General features: G+C 45.6%; 15 protein-coding genes and 7 tRNA genes. 2 read left to right on the forward strand and 20 right to left on the reverse strand.

The annotated features are described in order from the left end of the window. Positions 1-181 precede the first annotated feature (181 nt). The 4 genes from glmM to rlmE form a co-directional block, all read right to left on the reverse strand. On the reverse strand, positions 182-1,519 hold the full coding sequence (gene glmM / locus AYJ58_RS19380) for a phosphoglucosamine mutase (protein WP_106651350.1): 1,338 nt from the start codon (positions 1,517-1,519) through the stop codon (positions 182-184). 80 nt (positions 1,520-1,599) lie between these two features. Further along, positions 1,600-2,433 (reverse strand): dihydropteroate synthase, encoded by an 834-nt coding sequence (gene folP, locus AYJ58_RS19385; RefSeq protein WP_106651351.1) that lies wholly within the window; start codon positions 2,431-2,433, stop codon positions 1,600-1,602. 209 nt (positions 2,434-2,642) lie between these two features. Then, the gene (gene ftsH, locus AYJ58_RS19390) at positions 2,643-4,616 is read right to left on the reverse strand and encodes an ATP-dependent zinc metalloprotease FtsH (protein WP_198555522.1); all 1,974 of its coding nucleotides are present in this window, start codon (positions 4,614-4,616) and stop codon (positions 2,643-2,645) included. 29 nt (positions 4,617-4,645) lie between these two features. Further along, positions 4,646-5,275, reverse strand: a complete 630-nt coding sequence (gene rlmE / locus AYJ58_RS19395; protein WP_106651353.1) for a 23S rRNA (uridine(2552)-2'-O)-methyltransferase RlmE — start codon at positions 5,273-5,275, stop codon at positions 4,646-4,648. A 90-nt stretch (positions 5,276-5,365) separates the two neighbouring features. Here rlmE and yhbY point away from each other — a divergent pair, with 90 nt between their 5' ends. Next, positions 5,366-5,665: a ribosome assembly RNA-binding protein YhbY gene (gene yhbY, locus AYJ58_RS19400; protein ID WP_006082725.1), complete on the forward strand. Its 300-nt coding sequence runs from the start codon at positions 5,366-5,368 to the stop codon at positions 5,663-5,665. Between the two features lie 83 nt (positions 5,666-5,748). Here the strand turns inward: yhbY and secF are convergent, their stop codons facing one another. From secF to AYJ58_RS19435, 7 genes are all read right to left on the reverse strand, one after another. Further along, a complete protein-coding gene (gene secF, locus AYJ58_RS19405; RefSeq protein ID WP_106651354.1) occupies positions 5,749-6,651 on the reverse strand; it encodes a protein translocase subunit SecF in 903 nt (300 codons plus the stop codon). A gap of 2 nt (positions 6,652-6,653) precedes the next feature. Continuing rightward, the gene (gene secD / locus AYJ58_RS19410) at positions 6,654-8,468 is read right to left on the reverse strand and encodes a protein translocase subunit SecD (protein ID WP_106651355.1); all 1,815 of its coding nucleotides are present in this window, start codon (positions 8,466-8,468) and stop codon (positions 6,654-6,656) included. A 226-nt stretch (positions 8,469-8,694) separates the two neighbouring features. Beyond that, positions 8,695-9,303 (reverse strand): hypothetical protein, encoded by a 609-nt coding sequence (locus AYJ58_RS19415; protein ID WP_198555697.1) that lies wholly within the window; start codon positions 9,301-9,303, stop codon positions 8,695-8,697. 450 nt (positions 9,304-9,753) lie between these two features. Next, complete coding sequence (gene greA / locus AYJ58_RS19420) at positions 9,754-10,230, reverse strand: transcription elongation factor GreA (RefSeq protein WP_028761461.1); 477 nt, start codon at positions 10,228-10,230, stop codon at positions 9,754-9,756. A 370-nt stretch (positions 10,231-10,600) separates the two neighbouring features. Then, positions 10,601-11,419, reverse strand: a complete 819-nt coding sequence (locus AYJ58_RS19425) for a DUF4198 domain-containing protein (protein WP_106651357.1) — start codon at positions 11,417-11,419, stop codon at positions 10,601-10,603. 54 nt (positions 11,420-11,473) lie between these two features. Continuing rightward, the gene (locus AYJ58_RS19430; RefSeq protein WP_006086948.1) at positions 11,474-11,986 is read right to left on the reverse strand and encodes a DUF2271 domain-containing protein; all 513 of its coding nucleotides are present in this window, start codon (positions 11,984-11,986) and stop codon (positions 11,474-11,476) included. Between the two features lie 16 nt (positions 11,987-12,002). Beyond that, a complete protein-coding gene (locus tag AYJ58_RS19435; RefSeq protein ID WP_106651358.1) occupies positions 12,003-12,599 on the reverse strand; it encodes a PepSY-associated TM helix domain-containing protein in 597 nt (198 codons plus the stop codon). A 472-nt stretch (positions 12,600-13,071) separates the two neighbouring features. On the opposite strand from AYJ58_RS19435, the gene AYJ58_RS19440 reads away from it, so the two are divergent. Further along, positions 13,072-13,806: a hypothetical protein gene (locus tag AYJ58_RS19440; protein ID WP_198555699.1), complete on the forward strand. Its 735-nt coding sequence runs from the start codon at positions 13,072-13,074 to the stop codon at positions 13,804-13,806. A 206-nt stretch (positions 13,807-14,012) separates the two neighbouring features. Here AYJ58_RS19440 and AYJ58_RS19445 read toward each other — a convergent pair. From AYJ58_RS19445 to pth, 9 genes are all read right to left on the reverse strand, one after another. Continuing rightward, a tRNA-Gln gene (locus AYJ58_RS19445) sits at positions 14,013-14,087 on the reverse strand. A gap of 41 nt (positions 14,088-14,128) precedes the next feature. Beyond that, positions 14,129-14,213: transfer RNA gene (locus AYJ58_RS19450), tRNA-Leu, on the reverse strand. A 75-nt stretch (positions 14,214-14,288) separates the two neighbouring features. Then, positions 14,289-14,365, reverse strand: a tRNA-Met gene (locus tag AYJ58_RS19455). Between the two features lies 1 nt (position 14,366). After that, positions 14,367-14,441: transfer RNA gene (locus AYJ58_RS19460), tRNA-Gln, on the reverse strand. A gap of 23 nt (positions 14,442-14,464) precedes the next feature. Next, positions 14,465-14,539: transfer RNA gene (locus AYJ58_RS19465), tRNA-Gln, on the reverse strand. A 45-nt stretch (positions 14,540-14,584) separates the two neighbouring features. Beyond that, positions 14,585-14,669 (reverse strand) — tRNA-Leu (locus tag AYJ58_RS19470). 95 nt (positions 14,670-14,764) lie between these two features. Beyond that, a tRNA-Met gene (locus AYJ58_RS19475) sits at positions 14,765-14,841 on the reverse strand. Positions 14,842-15,049: 208 nt separating this feature from the next. After that, positions 15,050-16,141, reverse strand: coding sequence for a redox-regulated ATPase YchF (ychF, locus tag AYJ58_RS19480; protein WP_106651360.1), 1,092 nt, complete (start codon positions 16,139-16,141; stop codon positions 15,050-15,052). A gap of 129 nt (positions 16,142-16,270) precedes the next feature. After that, positions 16,271-16,858 (reverse strand): aminoacyl-tRNA hydrolase, encoded by a 588-nt coding sequence (gene pth / locus AYJ58_RS19485; RefSeq protein ID WP_106651361.1) that lies wholly within the window; start codon positions 16,856-16,858, stop codon positions 16,271-16,273. Positions 16,859-16,883 lie beyond the last annotated feature (25 nt).

Genomic DNA, 16,883 nt, shown 5'->3' on the forward strand with positions numbered 1-16,883 from the left:
GAAAGCGGCGTGAATAATAGCGAACCACTTATTAAGTTACAATAGCTAAATTCGAATTTTTTCAGATATCAGGTTGGAGTGCTTGTTTTTTAGACTCAAAAGCTGATTTCTGTTCATTTGTGCAGCTAACACCTTAATTTTAAATTGGTATCAGCCGCACTCATTATTAAATAGGCAAAGATTAGCTTGCCGATTTTACCGCATCCGCAATCAAATTTGCGTGCGCCAATACTGTACTATGATCGTCACCTTCTACCATGACACGGATCAAAGGTTCAGTACCTGACTTACGTAATAGTACTCGACCACGAACACCAAGCTCTGACTCAACCTGAGCCTGTGCCGCTTTTACTTTATCTGATTGAAGCGGGTCATGCTCGCCCTCAAAGCGCACATTGACTAATACCTGTGGCAACATTTCCATCGCAGAAGTCAGTTGTTCTAGCGTGGCATTTTGGCGGCGCATGGCCGCTAACACTAAAATCCCAGCAACAATACCATCACCAGTTGTGCCGTGGTCAAGATTAAGGATATGCCCAGAGTTTTCACCGCCGATGCGCCAATCGAGTTCCTTCAGCAATTCCATCACATAGCGGTCACCCACTTTCGAACGCGCAAAGGGAATATCTAAGGCTTGCAAAGCTAAATCAAGCCCAAGATTCGACATTAAAGTACCGACCACGCCGCCACGCAATACGCCGCGGGATTTCGCATCACAGGCCAAAATATATAAAATCTGGTCGCCGTCAATGACTTCGCCTTTACTATTGACCATCATAATACGATCGCCGTCACCGTCGAGCGCAATACCTAAATCGGCACTTTCGGCGAGCACAGTTTCACAAATTTTACCCATGGACGTAGCGCCCACTTTGTCATTGATGTTAACCCCATTAGGTTTATCACCAATGGCAATCACCTCGGCACCTAACTCACGAAATACTGCGGGGGCTATGTGATAGGTTGCACCATGGGCACAATCGACCACAATTTTTAACCCAGTTAACGTGTGTTCTGCGGGGAAATTACCTTTGCAATACTCGATATAACGACCACGAGCATCTTCAATACGCGACACTTTGCCAAGCAGATGTGATTCAACGCAAACGAGGGGCTTTTCAAGCTCGGCTTCGATTTCTAGCTCTAAGTTATCGTCTAATTTACTGCCGTCGGTCGAGAAAAACTTAATGCCGTTATCGTAGTAAGGATTGTGCGAGGCGCTGATCACCACCCCAGCTTCTGCGCGAAACGTACGCGTTAAATAGGCGACTGCGGGCGTGGGCATAGGTCCCATTAACATCACATTAAGACCAGCAGCAGAAAGACCCGCTTCTAATGCCGATTCAAACATATAACCTGAAATACGGGTATCTTTACCTATGATCACCTTTTTGGTACCACTGCGGGACAATACACGACCCGCTGCCCAACCTAATTTTAGCGCAAGCTCAGGTGTCATTTGACCTGAACCGACCTTTCCCCGAATACCGTCAGTTCCAAAAAATTTACGTTCTTTCATATCGCCCCACAAACTCAAATGTGTCCCAATAATTTGGGATCATAATATTAATTAAATGCTTAACGAGAGCATAACGATGCTTAAAAATACGCTTGTGTCGCTTGTAACACCTTGAGCATATCCACAGTTTCAGCAACATCATGCACGCGAATGATATGAGCGCCCTTTTGGGCCGCTATCATTGCGCCAGCAAGGCTCCCAGCAAGACGCTCTGAGGTCGGTTTTGCTAAAAGGTTCCCTATCATGCTCTTACGGGACAATCCTATCAATAAGGGCAAATCAAACTTGGCAAAAGAGTCGAGTTTTGCAAGTAATTCATAGTTATGTTCTAAGCTTTTGCCAAAACCAAAGCCCGGATCGAGTATAAGTAATTCACGGGGGATCCCAGCTTGTAAACAAGCGTTAACCCGCTCGGTCAAAAAGGTAGACACTTCTTCAATAACATCATAATACGTCGGCGAAGACTGCATATTCTTCGGCTCGCCCTGCATATGCATTAAACAGATAGGAACGTGCAACTCCACGGCGGCTTGGAGCGCACCGGGTTCCATCAAAGCACGTACATCATTAATTAGGTGCGCACCCGCGGCAACGGCTTGACGCATGACTTCAGCTTTACTGGTATCGACAGAAATCCACACATCATGGTGCGCCGCCACATATTTTACTAACGGGATCACCCGCGCAAGTTCATCGGCTAAACTCACTTCGGCGGCGCCTGGCCTTGTCGACTCTCCACCAATGTCGATCATTCCCGCGCCTTGAGCCACCATATCATCGGCATGCTGACAGGCAAGCTCATAGGACGAATATTGACCACCATCGGAAAAGGAATCGGGAGTGACATTCAGAATACCCATCACAATGGGTGAAGATAACGCGAAGCGTTTAGTGCCAGCAATCAGTTCAAACACGCATTTACTCCAGTAATACGAACACTTACGATTTTACCTATAGGCATAACTTGCGTCATCAGTTTTAGCCTTCACTTTCTATCCAAGGTAATGATGTCAGAGGATAAATATCAGTAACGGCAAAGTGGATAAATGACAGCGCAGTCAAATTACTTACAAGGTAAAACAAGAAAACCCCTTTACGGGGTTTTCTTTTATTTCACAACAAATTACTTAGCAGGTGATTCATCAGGCTCTTTCAAGTCCGGTTCATCAGATGCATTAGTCACAGTATCTGCAGCTTTCTCAGCTGGCTCACCATGACCATTGCCTTTATCGTTAGAACCATTGTCATCAACTTGCCAATCGGCCGGTTGACGTACTTCACGACGCTTCATTAAATCATCAATTTGAAGTGAATCAATAGTTTCGTATTTCATTAAAGCTTCTTTCATCGAATGCAGAATATCGAGGTTATCGGTCAATATCTGTCTCGCTCTCGCGTAATTCTTGTCAATAAAGACTTTCACTTCAGCGTCAATGATAGTCGCAGTTTCATCGGACATGGCTTTGGCTTTACCCATGCTGCGACCTAAGAACACTTCACCGTCTTCTTCGGCATAGAGTAATGGACCTAGTTTGTCCGAGAAGCCCCATTGAGTCACCATGTTACGCGCAATAGATGTCGCGTATTTGATGTCCTGTGATGCGCCAGTCGACACTTTTTCGCTGCCGTAGATAAGCTCTTCAGCTAAACGACCACCGTAAGCAACCGAAATTTGGCTTTCTAGCTTACGACGGCTCTGGCTGACTGAGTCAGCTTCGGGTAAGAAGAAAGTCACGCCCAGCGCACGGCCGCGAGGAATGATAGTGACCTTATGCACAGGATCGTGCTCAGGAACTAAACACCCCACAATCGCATGACCCGCTTCATGGTATGCAGTCATTTCTTTTTCGGCTTCAGACATCACCATAGAGCGGCGCTCAGCACCCATCATGATTTTATCTTTTGCACGCTCAAATTCTTCCATGCCCACAACTCGGCGATTTCCGCGAGCCGCAAACAAGGCAGCTTCGTTGACTAAGTTAGCTAAGTCAGCACCGGAGAAACCTGGGGTACCACGGGCAATCACGCTTGCTTTGACATCTTCAGAAAGCGGCACTTTACGCATATGCACTTTCAAAATCTGCTCACGACCACGCACATCAGGCAAACCAACAACCACTTGACGGTCAAAACGACCTGGGCGCAGCAGTGCAGAATCGAGTACGTCTGGACGGTTAGTTGCCGCGATAACGATAACGCCTTCATTACCTTCGAAGCCGTCCATCTCAACCAGCATTTGGTTCAGTGTTTGCTCACGTTCATCATGACCACCGCCTAAACCCGCGCCGCGTTGACGACCGACCGCATCGATTTCATCGATAAAGATGATACAAGGTGCAGACTTTTTCGCTTGTTCAAACATGTCACGCACACGGGATGCACCAACACCAACGAACATTTCAACGAAATCAGAACCCGAGATAGTGAAGAAAGGTACTTTAGATTCACCCGCAATGGCTTTGGCCAGCAAGGTTTTACCTGTACCTGGAGGACCCACCATCAGTACGCCCGTTGGAATACGGCCGCCCAATTTTTGGAATTTAGTAGGGTCACGCAGATAATCAACTAACTCTTTAACTTCTTCTTTTGCTTCGTCACAACCCGCAACATCAGCAAACGTCGTTTTAATCTGATCTTCGCTCATCAGCTTGGCTTTGCTCTTACCAAAGGACATCGCGCCTTTGCCACCGCCGCCTTGCATTTGGCGCATGAAGAAAATCCATACCCCGATAAGCAATAACATAGGGAACCAAGAAATGAAGATTTGGGTTAGGAACCCTGATTCTTCGGCTTCTTGGCCCTTCATAGTGATGCCTTTACGATCAAGATCATTAATTAAATCTTGGTCATATAACGGCATGATAGTCGTGAACTTTTCACCCGTTCGTTTAGCACCCTCGATAGTACGTTGATCGCTTTTCACTTCAACAGTTGCGACCTGCCCATCACGGACATTATCTAAGAAGGTAGAATAATCCATCTTCTGCGATGACGAAGAAGAGGGGGAGTAACCCTGAAACACTGACATCAGCACAACGGCGATGACAACCCAGAGTATTAGATTTTTTGCCATGTCACTCAAAATACTAGACCTCATTAAGTCTTGCGATTATTAACGCTAGGTTACTACAACTTGTACCCAGTCGCCACAAGATAGACTTCACGGGAACGCGCCCGCGAAGAGTCCGGTTTACGTGTTTTAACTACTTTGAACGCCTCTTTTACCGCTTTCATGTATTCGTCAAAGCCCTCCCCCTGAAAGACTTTTACCGCAAAACAGCCGTTAGGTGCCAAAACTTGATGACACATATCTAACGCCAATTCCACTAAATACATGGCGCGCGGCTGGTCTACACCATCTGAACCACTCATGTTGGGCGCCATGTCAGACAACACAACGTCAACCTTAGCGTCACCGACTCGGGTAAGCAATGCTTGAAGGACTTTATCTTCACGAAAATCCCCTTGCAAAAAGTCTACCCCGACGATGGGATCCATAGGCAAAATGTCACAGGCGATGACCTTACCTTTTTCTCCGGCTAATTTAACCGCCACTTGAGACCAGCCTCCCGGCGCAGCCCCTAAGTCAACCACAGTCATGCCTGAGCGGATAAGTTGATCCTTTTGCTGGATCTCCTCAAGCTTAAACGCAGCGCGAGATCGCAATCCCATTTTTTGTGCGAGTTTGACATAATGATCATCAAAGTGTTCTAGCATCCATCGATTGGAACTGGCCGTACGTTTTTTACCTGACATTTAAAATCCGCAACAATTGAGAGTTACACAAAGGCTATATAAGGGTAGAATAGCCGTTTTTCAACAGTAACTCAGCAAAAGTTGGTAGAAATGAACTTAACAACCAAACAAAAACAGCATTTAAAAGGTCTGGCGCATCCGCTAAAGCCAGTGGTGCTGCTTGGTGCCAATGGATTGACTGAAGGTGTACTCGCTGAAATTGAAAGCGCACTCGCTTATCATGAATTGATTAAAGTGAAAGTAGCCTCTGCCGACAGAGAGCTAAAAAATGCCATCGTTGATGCCATAGTACGTGAAACTCAATCCGCAAAAGTGCAACTTATTGGTCATATTCTGGTGATTTATCGTCAATCACCAGAAATGAAAATTGCTTTGCCAAAGGCAAAATAATTTTTCTTGATTTTTATTGTGTTAACAAAGAGGCCACTCAATTGAGTGGCCTCTTTGTTTTTGCTACGAATGAAAATAAAGCACTAAGGCGTATCAGAAATCACTTGTTCCTTATAATGCTCAGGCGTTAAACCTAAAAACTCAGGCAGTGAGGTGCCAACAGAAATCGATGAGAATGTACCGGTTAAAATACCGATAAACATCGCAATCGAGAATCCTTCCAACGGCCCACCACCCATGATCCACAGCGCACCAACCGTCATTAAAGTTGTCCCGGAGGTCACCATAGTGCGGGAAAACGTCGCCACAATCGCTTGGTTATTAATCTCTTGAATCGAAAGCTTAGGTTTTGCAATCAATAACTCTCGAATACGGTCAGCAATAATGATCGAGTCATTTAACGAATAGCCTAAAATCGCCAGCACAGCCGCCAGTACCGTTAAATTAAACTCCATCTGCGTCAGCGCGAAAAAAGCCAGTACGAATACAACATCGTGTACCAGCGCAAACAAAGCGCCCGATGCGAGTCGCCACTCGAAGCGATAACTTAAATAGCCTAAAATACACAGCATAGCGACTAACAACGCTAACCCGCCCTGCTCCGCCAGTTCTTGACCAATCTGCGGCCCGACAACACTGCTGTTAAGGACTTGCACTTCAGAGTTAAGTGGCGCTAATGTCTGCTGAATGTCGACATTGCTTTGCTCCGTATCAGCACTCTTTATATCACCATAGCGCAGTACCCAACGCCCCGGCTCACTGGCCGAGATAACAGAGACTTCCTGCTGATAGGCAGCATTAAGCAAAGGTTGTAACTCACTGCTGGTGATTTTTCTATCGAGCTGAACTTCAGTCACCACACCACCGGTAAAGTCTAATCCCCAGTTAAACCCCTTTACACCTATAATCGCTAATGACGTTATCATCAAAAAAATTGAGATAGCACTGGAGACATAACGCCATTTTGTTAGATTGATATTTTTCATGCTTATACCCTCACATGACGACTAGCATCACGTCCGTAAACTAAGTTAATCAAGGCTCTTGAAGCAAAGATACCGGTAAACATGCTGGTCAGAAGACCTAGACCTAAGGTCAAGGCGAAACCTTGAATTGGGCCATTACCGATGGAATAGAGCACAACCGCCGTGATCATAGTGGTGAAGTTAGCGTCGAAAATGGTCGAAAACGCACTATCAAACCCCGTATCAATTGCCAGCGCAAAACTGCGTCCTTCTTTTAACTTGTCTTTTATTCGCTCAAAAATCAGCACGTTGGTATCGACAGCCATACCGACTGTTAACACCAAGCCAGCAATACCGGGTAAGGTCAACACAGCACCAGGAATAAGCGCCAGTAGGCCGAACAGGATCACCATGTTAGAAATCAGCGCAATATTCGCCACCCAACCGAGACGACGATACCAAAGCGCCATAAACAACAAGGTAATGCCCATACCTAGACCAAGCGCTGCAAAACCATTTTCAATGTTTTCAGCACCTAGCGTTGGGCCAATGGTGCGCTCTTCCACAATCGTTACTGGCGCCGTCATAGAGCCAGCTCGCAGTAACAAGGCTAATTGCTGCGCTTCTTGATAGGTGCCCGCACCAGTGATGCGGAAGCGATCGCCAAGCTGGGATTGAATGGTCGCAACACTGATAATCTCTTGAGTTTGCTTGGCCTTACCTTGTTCATCACGACTGTACTCGCTGTAAGACGTCGCCATAGGTTTGCCAATATTGGATCGGGAAAACTCAGACATTTTCTGCCCGCCGACACGGTCGAGATTAATATTCACCTCGGCCATACCCATCTCCCCTAAACTCGCTCTGGCATCGACAATGTGATCGCCACCCAGCACTGGCGAGCGGCTCACATAAATAGGCTTGCCAGATTTATCCTTCAGCACTTGCGCATTCACAGAACCTGACTCTTTCACCTCAAAGAATGCCAAACTCGCCGTAGCACCAATGACGTTTTTGGCGGCAGCAGGATCTTGTACGCCAGGTAATTCAATCCGAATTCGATGCTCGCCTTGGCGCTGCACTAAGGCTTCAGTGATGCCGAGTTCTTCAATACGACTGCGCATAACTTGCAGGTTTTGCTGCACGGTCAAATTACGCAGCTTTGTTTGTTCCTCTTGGCTCAACTTAATCTGTAAACCCGCGCCATCGGCATTCGATAACTGCCAATTGGGATAAGACTGTTTCATCATCTGACGCACGGCGGCGCGAGCGTCATTATCGGGCAAGGTCAGGTTTAACTGGCTAGCTTGGTCTAAATAGACGCTGGCACCACGGATCTTCTGCTCACGGATAAATTGACGTAGCGAATCAACCAGCGCCTCTGCCTGAGTTTGATACACAGGCTCAACATCCACATCGAGTAAAAACTGCACACCACCACGTAAATCGAGCCCCAGTTTAATCGGCTGAAAACCTAAGTTTTGCAACCAACTTGGCGCCGCACTGGCAAGGGATAAGGTCAACTCCTTGGGCTCTTTGACCATAGACGAAACCAAGGTTTTGACTAAGGTTTGTTGGCTATCATCATCAAGGACAATTAAGGTTTCACCATTCTTTTGGTCGATACGTTTTACCGTCACGCCTTCAGCTTGCAGCTTATCTCTAAGGGCTACAGGCGTGAGTGTTAACCCCGCCTTAGCGCCCACCTGCACCGCAGCATCCTCACCGTAAAATGTCGGCAAAGCACTGAATAACATCACTATAATAGTGACGATAAGCACTAAGTATTTCCAAGCTGAATAGTGATTTAGCAGCCGTTTATTGGGTTTTATTTCCATGGGATTAACTCGCTATTTATCACCTAACTTTTGAGTCAAAGCTAAGCGAACATATTGATATCAGTCCGAAACCTATCATTGAGCACCAGCAAATTTAGCCAGTTAAACTCAAGTCATCACAGCGAATATAACCGCGATAGAGATGGTTTCGGTGAGAACAAAAGTGCAATGGCATGCACGTTCAACGGGAGCGAACTCCAGTCGATAGCACACCTAAATAGGTGGATTAAGCGGCTTGCTGACTAAATCGATATTGAAGATTTGAGACTTTCCACCCGGAAATTCGGGCTGGGGAAGATACAGCAGAAAGCGTCCAGTCGGATGTGATATCCAGAACGGTAGGTTCAACGACATCGGGTGTCGGTTCGGCAGTAAAGTCTACCGCGAGTACATAAATCGGTTTCACCTCACGCACATCGTGTTGGGCAAGACTAATAAAGCGCGGCGAATTGATTGGGGCAAAATTTAAGTCGTCCGAATGACTCATGTAATCTGAGCTTGGACAAGGTGTTGGCTGGGATGCTGACTCTGAACTGGTACCATGGACATCATGGCGACTCAATGAGCCGCAGCTTTCAACGGTTTGCGCATCAGAATGTGAATTTGATTGAGCAATAGCATCGGGCAAACTTTGAGATTCAGCGCTTGGCTCTGCATCGGGAGTTGAACTATCAGGACTCACTGTGTGCATCTGGGCCGTTTGTTTTAGAGCCGCTTTCTTAAGATTTGTATGTGTCTGAATATAATGATGACTTGTATCACTGCGTTGTACTGAGGTTTTTGGCGTATAGCTAGCCGAGTGCGCAATCAGCATGATCGCCACACAAACTAACATCAATCCCGTACGCCAGTGTTTTACCAAAGCGTGCCCTCTTATTAAAACGAAAAATAACCCCATTCATGCTTAGCATTTGTTATCTAACGTTAGGGTTTAAAATAAAACTCGCGCTAAATCAAACAACACTGAGTAATTACTGGTTAAGCTTGCTGATGAAGCTAGATTTGCAGCTTAAGTAAAAGTGCAGCAAGAGACAAATTAATCTTTATCCATCTTTCGAGTTCTCCTCTAAAACGCGGTCTCTATCCATAGCTAAATCTTAAATTCATAGCTACATCTTAAATTCATAGCTACATCTTAAATTCACATGCAAAACTCAATCTCTAAATATGCATGCCAACCGGATTTACAGATAACAAAAAAACCGCCCTAGGGCGGTTTTAGAACGAGAACAAATCATACTCTCGGCACGATTTAGCAGACTCTATAGCTAAATCGATTCGCTGATTATAAATACTGTACAGAGATGATTTCGTAATCTGTCATGCCACCAGGTGTGGTAATCGACACTTCATCACCTTCATTTTTACCCACTAAGCCACGGGCTATCGGTGAGTTAACAGAAATCAGGTTTTCTTTAATATTCGCTTCATCATCGCCGACTATGCGATAAGTCACTTCAACGTCTGTATCGAGATTCAAAATAGTCACAGTGGCACCAAAAATGATACGACCGTTGTTCACCATCTTAGTGACATCGATAATTTGCGCGTTAGATAACTTACCCTCAATATCACGGATACGTGCTTCACAAATACCTTGTTCCTCACGAGCCGCATGGTATTCCGCGTTTTCTTTCAGGTCGCCTAACTCTCTCGCTGAAGCAATGGCTTCAGTGATCTTAGGGCGACGGTCAAACTTGAGAATATCTAACTCTTTACGCAGCTGCTCTGCACCGACAACTGTCATAGGAACCTTAGTCATAACTTCTTTCGTCTCCTTTAAAACAAAAGCAACCCGTGCCAACGCTAAGGTCAACACAGTCAAATGAGGGTGGAATTGCGCTATTCTAATCGTTATGCGCCTTTGATGCATCAAGAACAATGCATTGACGCAGCTTACCCAACCTTAAGCGGAGTTACCAGCAATGAAATCTAAATCCACGAGCCAGATAGGATCATTGTGGTGACATTGATAAAAAGCCGTATAGATAAAGGGAGGCTGAATACAAAAATGCCCACTCGACGTTGCGGCTGTGGGCATTTAACTATGAAGGCTAACTCATTAATAACACTCAATCATTCATCACACTCATTCATTTATAACGCTTAGTCACTTAAGCGGAAAATGAATCCTATTCAAGCCCAGCTTCAAACGTAAGGAAAATCTCACTTACGGTTTTATCGGCAAGGGAAGTGTCTGAGTTTGGACGTTCAATCGATGCATGTAAAAGATAACGTCCCGCCGCTGGCAAGGTCATGGCTACTTTACCGTCTTTATCTGAGGTTAAGGCGATTTCTTCAGGCTTGTTTCGGTATAAACTGCCGTCTTTCATAATCGCAACACTGACGCCTGCAACGGGTTTACCATCATAAACAAACTGCAATGTGGCGGGTTCATTTTCAACGATATCGGCAGGGTGGGTCACAGGGACTAATTCCAAATACTCGCCCTTAGGAGCCAAAACCTTATCTGTCGGCTTATTTCGAGTCACGTAGGTTTCCACTCGCGATACATTTAAAGAACCTTCTAATTCAGAGGCGCCCTTTGGCATGACAGCGGCGGTCGCTTTTTTATCTAAACGACTGCGGACAAAGCCTTCTTTGCCTTTCACTTTATAGCGGGAGAAATAACGCGGCGTGACTTCTTTCTCGAACTTATAGGTGCCATCTTGCATTAACTGCACATCAAATACCGATTTACGGCCGCCGGTATAACTTGAGCTTGGAGAGCTTGACTCGCCATTAGGCAGTAACACACGTACGTCACTGGCGCTGAAAGGTTTATCCATCATAAACACTTGATTGCTGGCAGACACATCAGAGGTGATCCACACAGCTTCTTGGCTTTCGGCCGAAACGTTAAAGTGGCTAGGTAAAATCCATCTGTCATGGCTGCTTGCCAACGGGCTAATACAAAGTGTGCTAAATAATGCAATAAGACGTAATTTCATGCCTTTTCCTTAAGTTTAACGAGTAATGTACGGGCAATATATTCAGTAGCAGGCTCAGCGAGCCATGCCGCTTAAGCGTATGTCGATAACGCCAGTTTCAGTGGTGGCGGGTAACTGCACTGAGAAGTCCCCCGCAGCTAAATCGATGTTTTGTCGCACGAGATCGCGACCGCCATGCTCACGCACCACTTCTATAAACACAGTGTAACGAGCAGGCTCGAGCGCTTTTCCCGCTTCATCTTTTAAATCCCAATCGATTTTGTAATGACCCGCAGGACGTGTGGCTGATGCAATACCATCAACAAAACTCATATCGTCACGACCCGCTTTACGCCACCAACGACGGATGTCTTTAAGCCATTTATGGCCTTCATCCCAAACCCAAAGGCTTAAGGTTTTTACCGGTTGCCCTTGGGTATTTTCAACCCACACGGCCACATAGGGTCTGTGATATTGGCCTTCGGTAATTTCAGGTAAAGTTAAATCGACAGTCATTTGTGGCGCCGCAAACGCAGCTGAACTAACAAACAAAGCACTCACCGCAATGGTACGAATAAGATGACGCATACTCGGTCTACACTCCTTAGGGAACGAAATAAACATACACAAGTCCGCAACTACCGCTGACAAGTACCATGTATAACAATGACTTTTTGAGGCGCTTGGTTTGAGGCAATAATAAGTAAGCCCCAGTAAGCGAAAACAAAATAATCAGTATGGCGCTAAGGTCGAGTATCCAAGCCCATGCTGTGCCTGTGTTACGGCCCTTATGCAAATCATTCACTACAGCAACAACACCGTACTCTAAGGTTTCGACATAGGCTTGGCCGTCGAGTAAGTCCAACGTCAGGCTGCGGTAAGTGCCGGGCCCTTTGCTGACTAAGCTAATTTCGTCTTCATCTATGTCAGCAGTGGCCATATCCATCGCCCATTCACTTTTCAGCCAATGGCCCGTTGCCAAGCGCCACTGTGCATCTTGTGTATCAACGGGTAATAAATAGGCAGGGATGGGCACTTGCTCCCGTTTAGGTTCCTGATCTGTTTGAGAAAACCAATTTGGGTGATTTAACGTTATGCCTGTCATCGCAAAAAACAGCATCAGCAGCAACAACGCCATAGACACATAAACATGGATAATTCGAGCAAAGGACAAAGACGACTTACTGACTCTTAATTTCAATGGTGCACTCTCAAAAGCAACCCGAAGAGAAATGCCTCCAGAATCGGCTTTCCCTATGCAGCCTAAAACTGAAATGAGCTGCATTAAACTAATTTAATGTGCGAGATTAAATGAGATCGATTATCAAATAGAACAAAGTTTACAAACTTTACATATTCAATACTGAAAAAGAAGCTGAAATATAGGATTGAAGAATAAGACTGAAAAAATAAACCGCTTACAGGCAAATCTGCATTTAACACTCAAAAGCCATTATCTTTGATTAAATTAGCAGCAAGTTATTTGCGGTATCATCTGTAAATATTCATTGGATTCATATAGATAAAATCCAACATTCACGCTAACTTTTTGGCATAAAATTTACTTTACGCCCCCACTCGTTTACCTCATGCCAATCGGCTACAATCCGCCGCCGGCGACTTGCTGGTACTCCCAAGGAAATATTATCTTGAGTACATCTCTGCTCAAAAAAATGCGCTGCCTGCATATTCTGTGGCTCGCGTTAATGCTCAACGCCTGTGTTGCTCCACTCTTATTAATGTCACCCCAAGGTCAACTAATGTGGGCCTTGCTCAAGCCCCTTGTCGGTTTAGATCCAAATGATGTCGGCTTATTCGAACAGCCACTCATTAAGAACCGTATGCAGGAATTGCTGGGTAAAAATTACGATACCACTCTATCGCTGCTCAAAACGGCCGACAAGATCCAACAGGAAGGTCCCCTCATCTACTTAGTGTCGACTTACACCCCTGTCCCCGAAATGGCCGAAAAAGCGGGTCTAGTTTGGAACTCTGACACCAACCAAATGGCAGTCATGCTGATGAAAGGCGGCGCGCCCTTAGTGATTTCTGAGCAATTCAGTAATCAAGCAGAAAAACGGGTCCCAAGTTGGCCGAAGGAATTAGCCGACTATACCGATCCACAGAAGTTACAACAAAAAGCCTTAGAAGCAGGCGCAAATCAAGTACAGCAACAGTTAGCAATACCTGATGCAGTCAAAGCCGTTGCAACTGGTGATGTTAAAGCGGCCCAAGGTGCCGTTATTGATAGTGCGGTCACAGAGAATGCCGTCATTAAGAATGCTGCAATGCCAATCGATATCACTGAAGCAGCTGCAAAAGTCGCCGTTCCAGTGGTTCCAGCGGCTCCAGCGGCTCCAGCAGAAATAAAATCGCCACCCGTTGCTCCTGAAGTCAAAAAGCAATAAAACGGATCACCACAGTGCCAGCTCAAATGGCACTGTGGATTAACTTTGAAAATAGCTGAATTGCCACAACCAACGGGAATTATAGAGACAAGGGAAAGGCTGGAAGGGCTAATATTGAAGGGAAACTGAAAGCAAAATAACGCTAAGCTGAAAATAGTTAAAAGTCAGAAAGCAAAAAGCCTGTCCGAAGACAGGCTTTTAACTTTTGGCTGGGGTACAAGGATTCGAACCTTGGAATGCCGAGATCAAAACCCGGTGCCTTACCACTTGGCGATACCCCAATAAACTGTGTTTAATCTTCTTTCTGAAGATTGCATTTTGATGGTACGGGAAGAGAGACTTGAACTCTCACACCTCGCGGCACCAGAACCTAAATCTGGCGTGTCTACCAATTTCACCATTCCCGCATCAAAATGTACCAAAATTGTTTATTCAACAGCTTTGGATTTTTCTCTGAGAAATCACTTTAACAGAGTTAAATATGGTAGCAATGGCGGGACTTGAACCTGCGACCCCAGCATTATGAGTGCTGTGCTCTAACCAGCTGAGCTACATTGCCATGGCTGGGGTACAAGGATTCGAACCTTGGAATGCCGAGATCAAAACCCGGTGCCTTACCACTTGGCGATACCCCAATCAACTTGGAAACTGAGAAAAATGGCTGGGGTACAAGGATTCGAACCTTGGAATGCCGAGATCAAAACCCGGTGCCTTACCACTTGGCGATACCCCAACTAACTCTGTTTCAAACATCCGCTATAGCCGATGTTTCTAAAAATGGTACGGGAAGAGAGACTTGAACTCTCACACCTTGCGGCACCAGAACCTAAATCTGGCGTGTCTACCAATTTCACCATTCCCGCACATCTTCGTGTTTACATCCTGAAGAGATGCTAGCAATCAATGCTAGAGTAAAATCGCCTTCTATTTTATAGAAGAATATGCTTCTTAAATAAAATGGTAGCAATGGCGGGACTTGAACCTGCGACCCCAGCATTATGAGTGCTGTGCTCTAACCAGCTGAGCTACATTGCCACTTCGATATTACGCGCCCCTCTCAGCGAGGAACGGGGCGTATTATGCTTATTCGAGGTATCGAGGTCAACAGCTTTTTTTCGCTATTTCCCTTAGGTTAAGCTGTTCGGCTATTACTTCACCAAACTGAGCAACAGATGTGCTAAATAACACACTGTTACTCGTACTTAGCTTAATTTATCAAGGTTTAGGGCTTGTCTAATCCTAGTTATACGTTAAACAAGAAATGCATCACATCGCCATCTTTAACGATATAGGTTTTGCCTTCCACACGTAACTTACCGGCTTCTTTCGCGCCCGCTTCACCTTTGTGAGCGATAAAGTCATCAAATGCCATCACTTGAGCACGGATAAAACCACGTTCAAAATCGGTGTGGATCACGCCTGCCGCTTGCGGGGCACTCGCACCGACTGGCACAGTCCAAGCACGCACTTCTTTCACGCCTGCGGTGAAATAGGTTTGCAAATTCAGTAATTGATAACCAGCACGGATAACGCGATCTAAACCAGGCTCTTCGATACCCAGATCAGCCATAAACTCATCGCGATCTGAGATGTCCATTTCAGCTAATTCAGATTCAATCGCGGCGCACACAGCAACAACGATAGCGTTTTCTGTGGCAGCAATAGCGCGAACAGCGTCTAAGTGTGGGTTATTCTCAAAACCATCTTCTGCCACGTTAGCAATATACATGGTCGGCTTTAAGGTTAAGAAGTTAAGGTAAGCAACGGCTTCCAGTTCTTCTTTAGATAATTCCATTGAACGCAGCATTTTCGCTTCGTCTAAAATTGGACGCATTTTTTCTAATACTTCCACTTCAAACTTAGCGTCTTTATCACCGCCTTTAGCACGTTTTTGCTGGCGTTGAACCGCGCGCTCTAAGCTGTCTAAGTCCGCTAAGGCTAATTCAGTGTTAATCACTTCGATATCGCCAGCGGGATCAACCTTGTTAGCAACGTGAACAATATTGTCATCATCGAAACAGCGTACTACGTGACCAATGGCATCGGTTTCACGGATGTTAGCAAGGAACTTGTTACCTAAACCTTCGCCTTTAGATGCACCAGCCACAAGACCCGCGATATCCACGAATTCCATAGTGGTCGGTAATATACGTTGTGGATTCACAATCGCAGCTAACGCATCCAGACGTGGATCCGGCACAGGTACAACACCCGTGTTAGGTTCAATGGTACAAAACGGGAAGTTAGCCGCTTCGATGCCAGCCTTAGTTAACGCATTAAAAAGCGTTGATTTACCAACGTTAGGAAGACCAACAATGCCGCATTTAAAACCCATATGCTTACCTTTCTCTCGATTATTGGCTAACGAGTCGCACTCATCAGCGAGGTTTAGTCGTCCTGCCCTATGGCAGCACATTACTGAATAATTAAATCACTTTATACTTGGGTCTCGCCAAAGCAAAACCTACTCCGCTTTAAAGGAGTGTAATCTGTTCATGGCTTTCACCATGTCTTGCTTAAACAAAATCTCGGTACAACGCACAGCTTCATCTATCGCCGCATCAATAAGCTCTTGCTCTTTAGCAGGTGCTTTGCCTAGTACGTAACCACTGACTTGGTTTTTATCGCCGGGATGACCGATACCTAAGCGTAAACGGTAGAAATTTTTATCGTTAGCCAGTTTAGCAATAATATCTTTCAAACCATTGTGGCCGCCATGACCGCCACCGAGCTTGAACTTAGCCACACCGGGCGGCAGATCGAGTTCATCGTGAGCAACCAGAATCTCTTCCGGCGTGATACGAAAAAAATTAGCCAAAGCACCCACCGCTTTACCGCTTAAATTCATATAAGTGGTTGGGATCAATAAGCGGACATCTTTACCGTGCAATACGGCTCTGGCGGTCAAACCAAAATACTTACTGTCGGCGACTAAAGTCACACCGCAAATTCGTGCCAGCTCTAAAACGTACCAAGCCCCCGCATTATGGCGAGTGTGTGCATATTCAGCACCTGGATTAGCCAGACCAACTATTAATTTTATTTCGCTCATGACACTCAATATCGTTATTTCGTCG

Source organism: Shewanella sp. Pdp11 (assembly GCF_002838165.1).
GTDB lineage: Bacteria > Pseudomonadota > Gammaproteobacteria > Enterobacterales > Shewanellaceae > Shewanella > Shewanella hafniensis.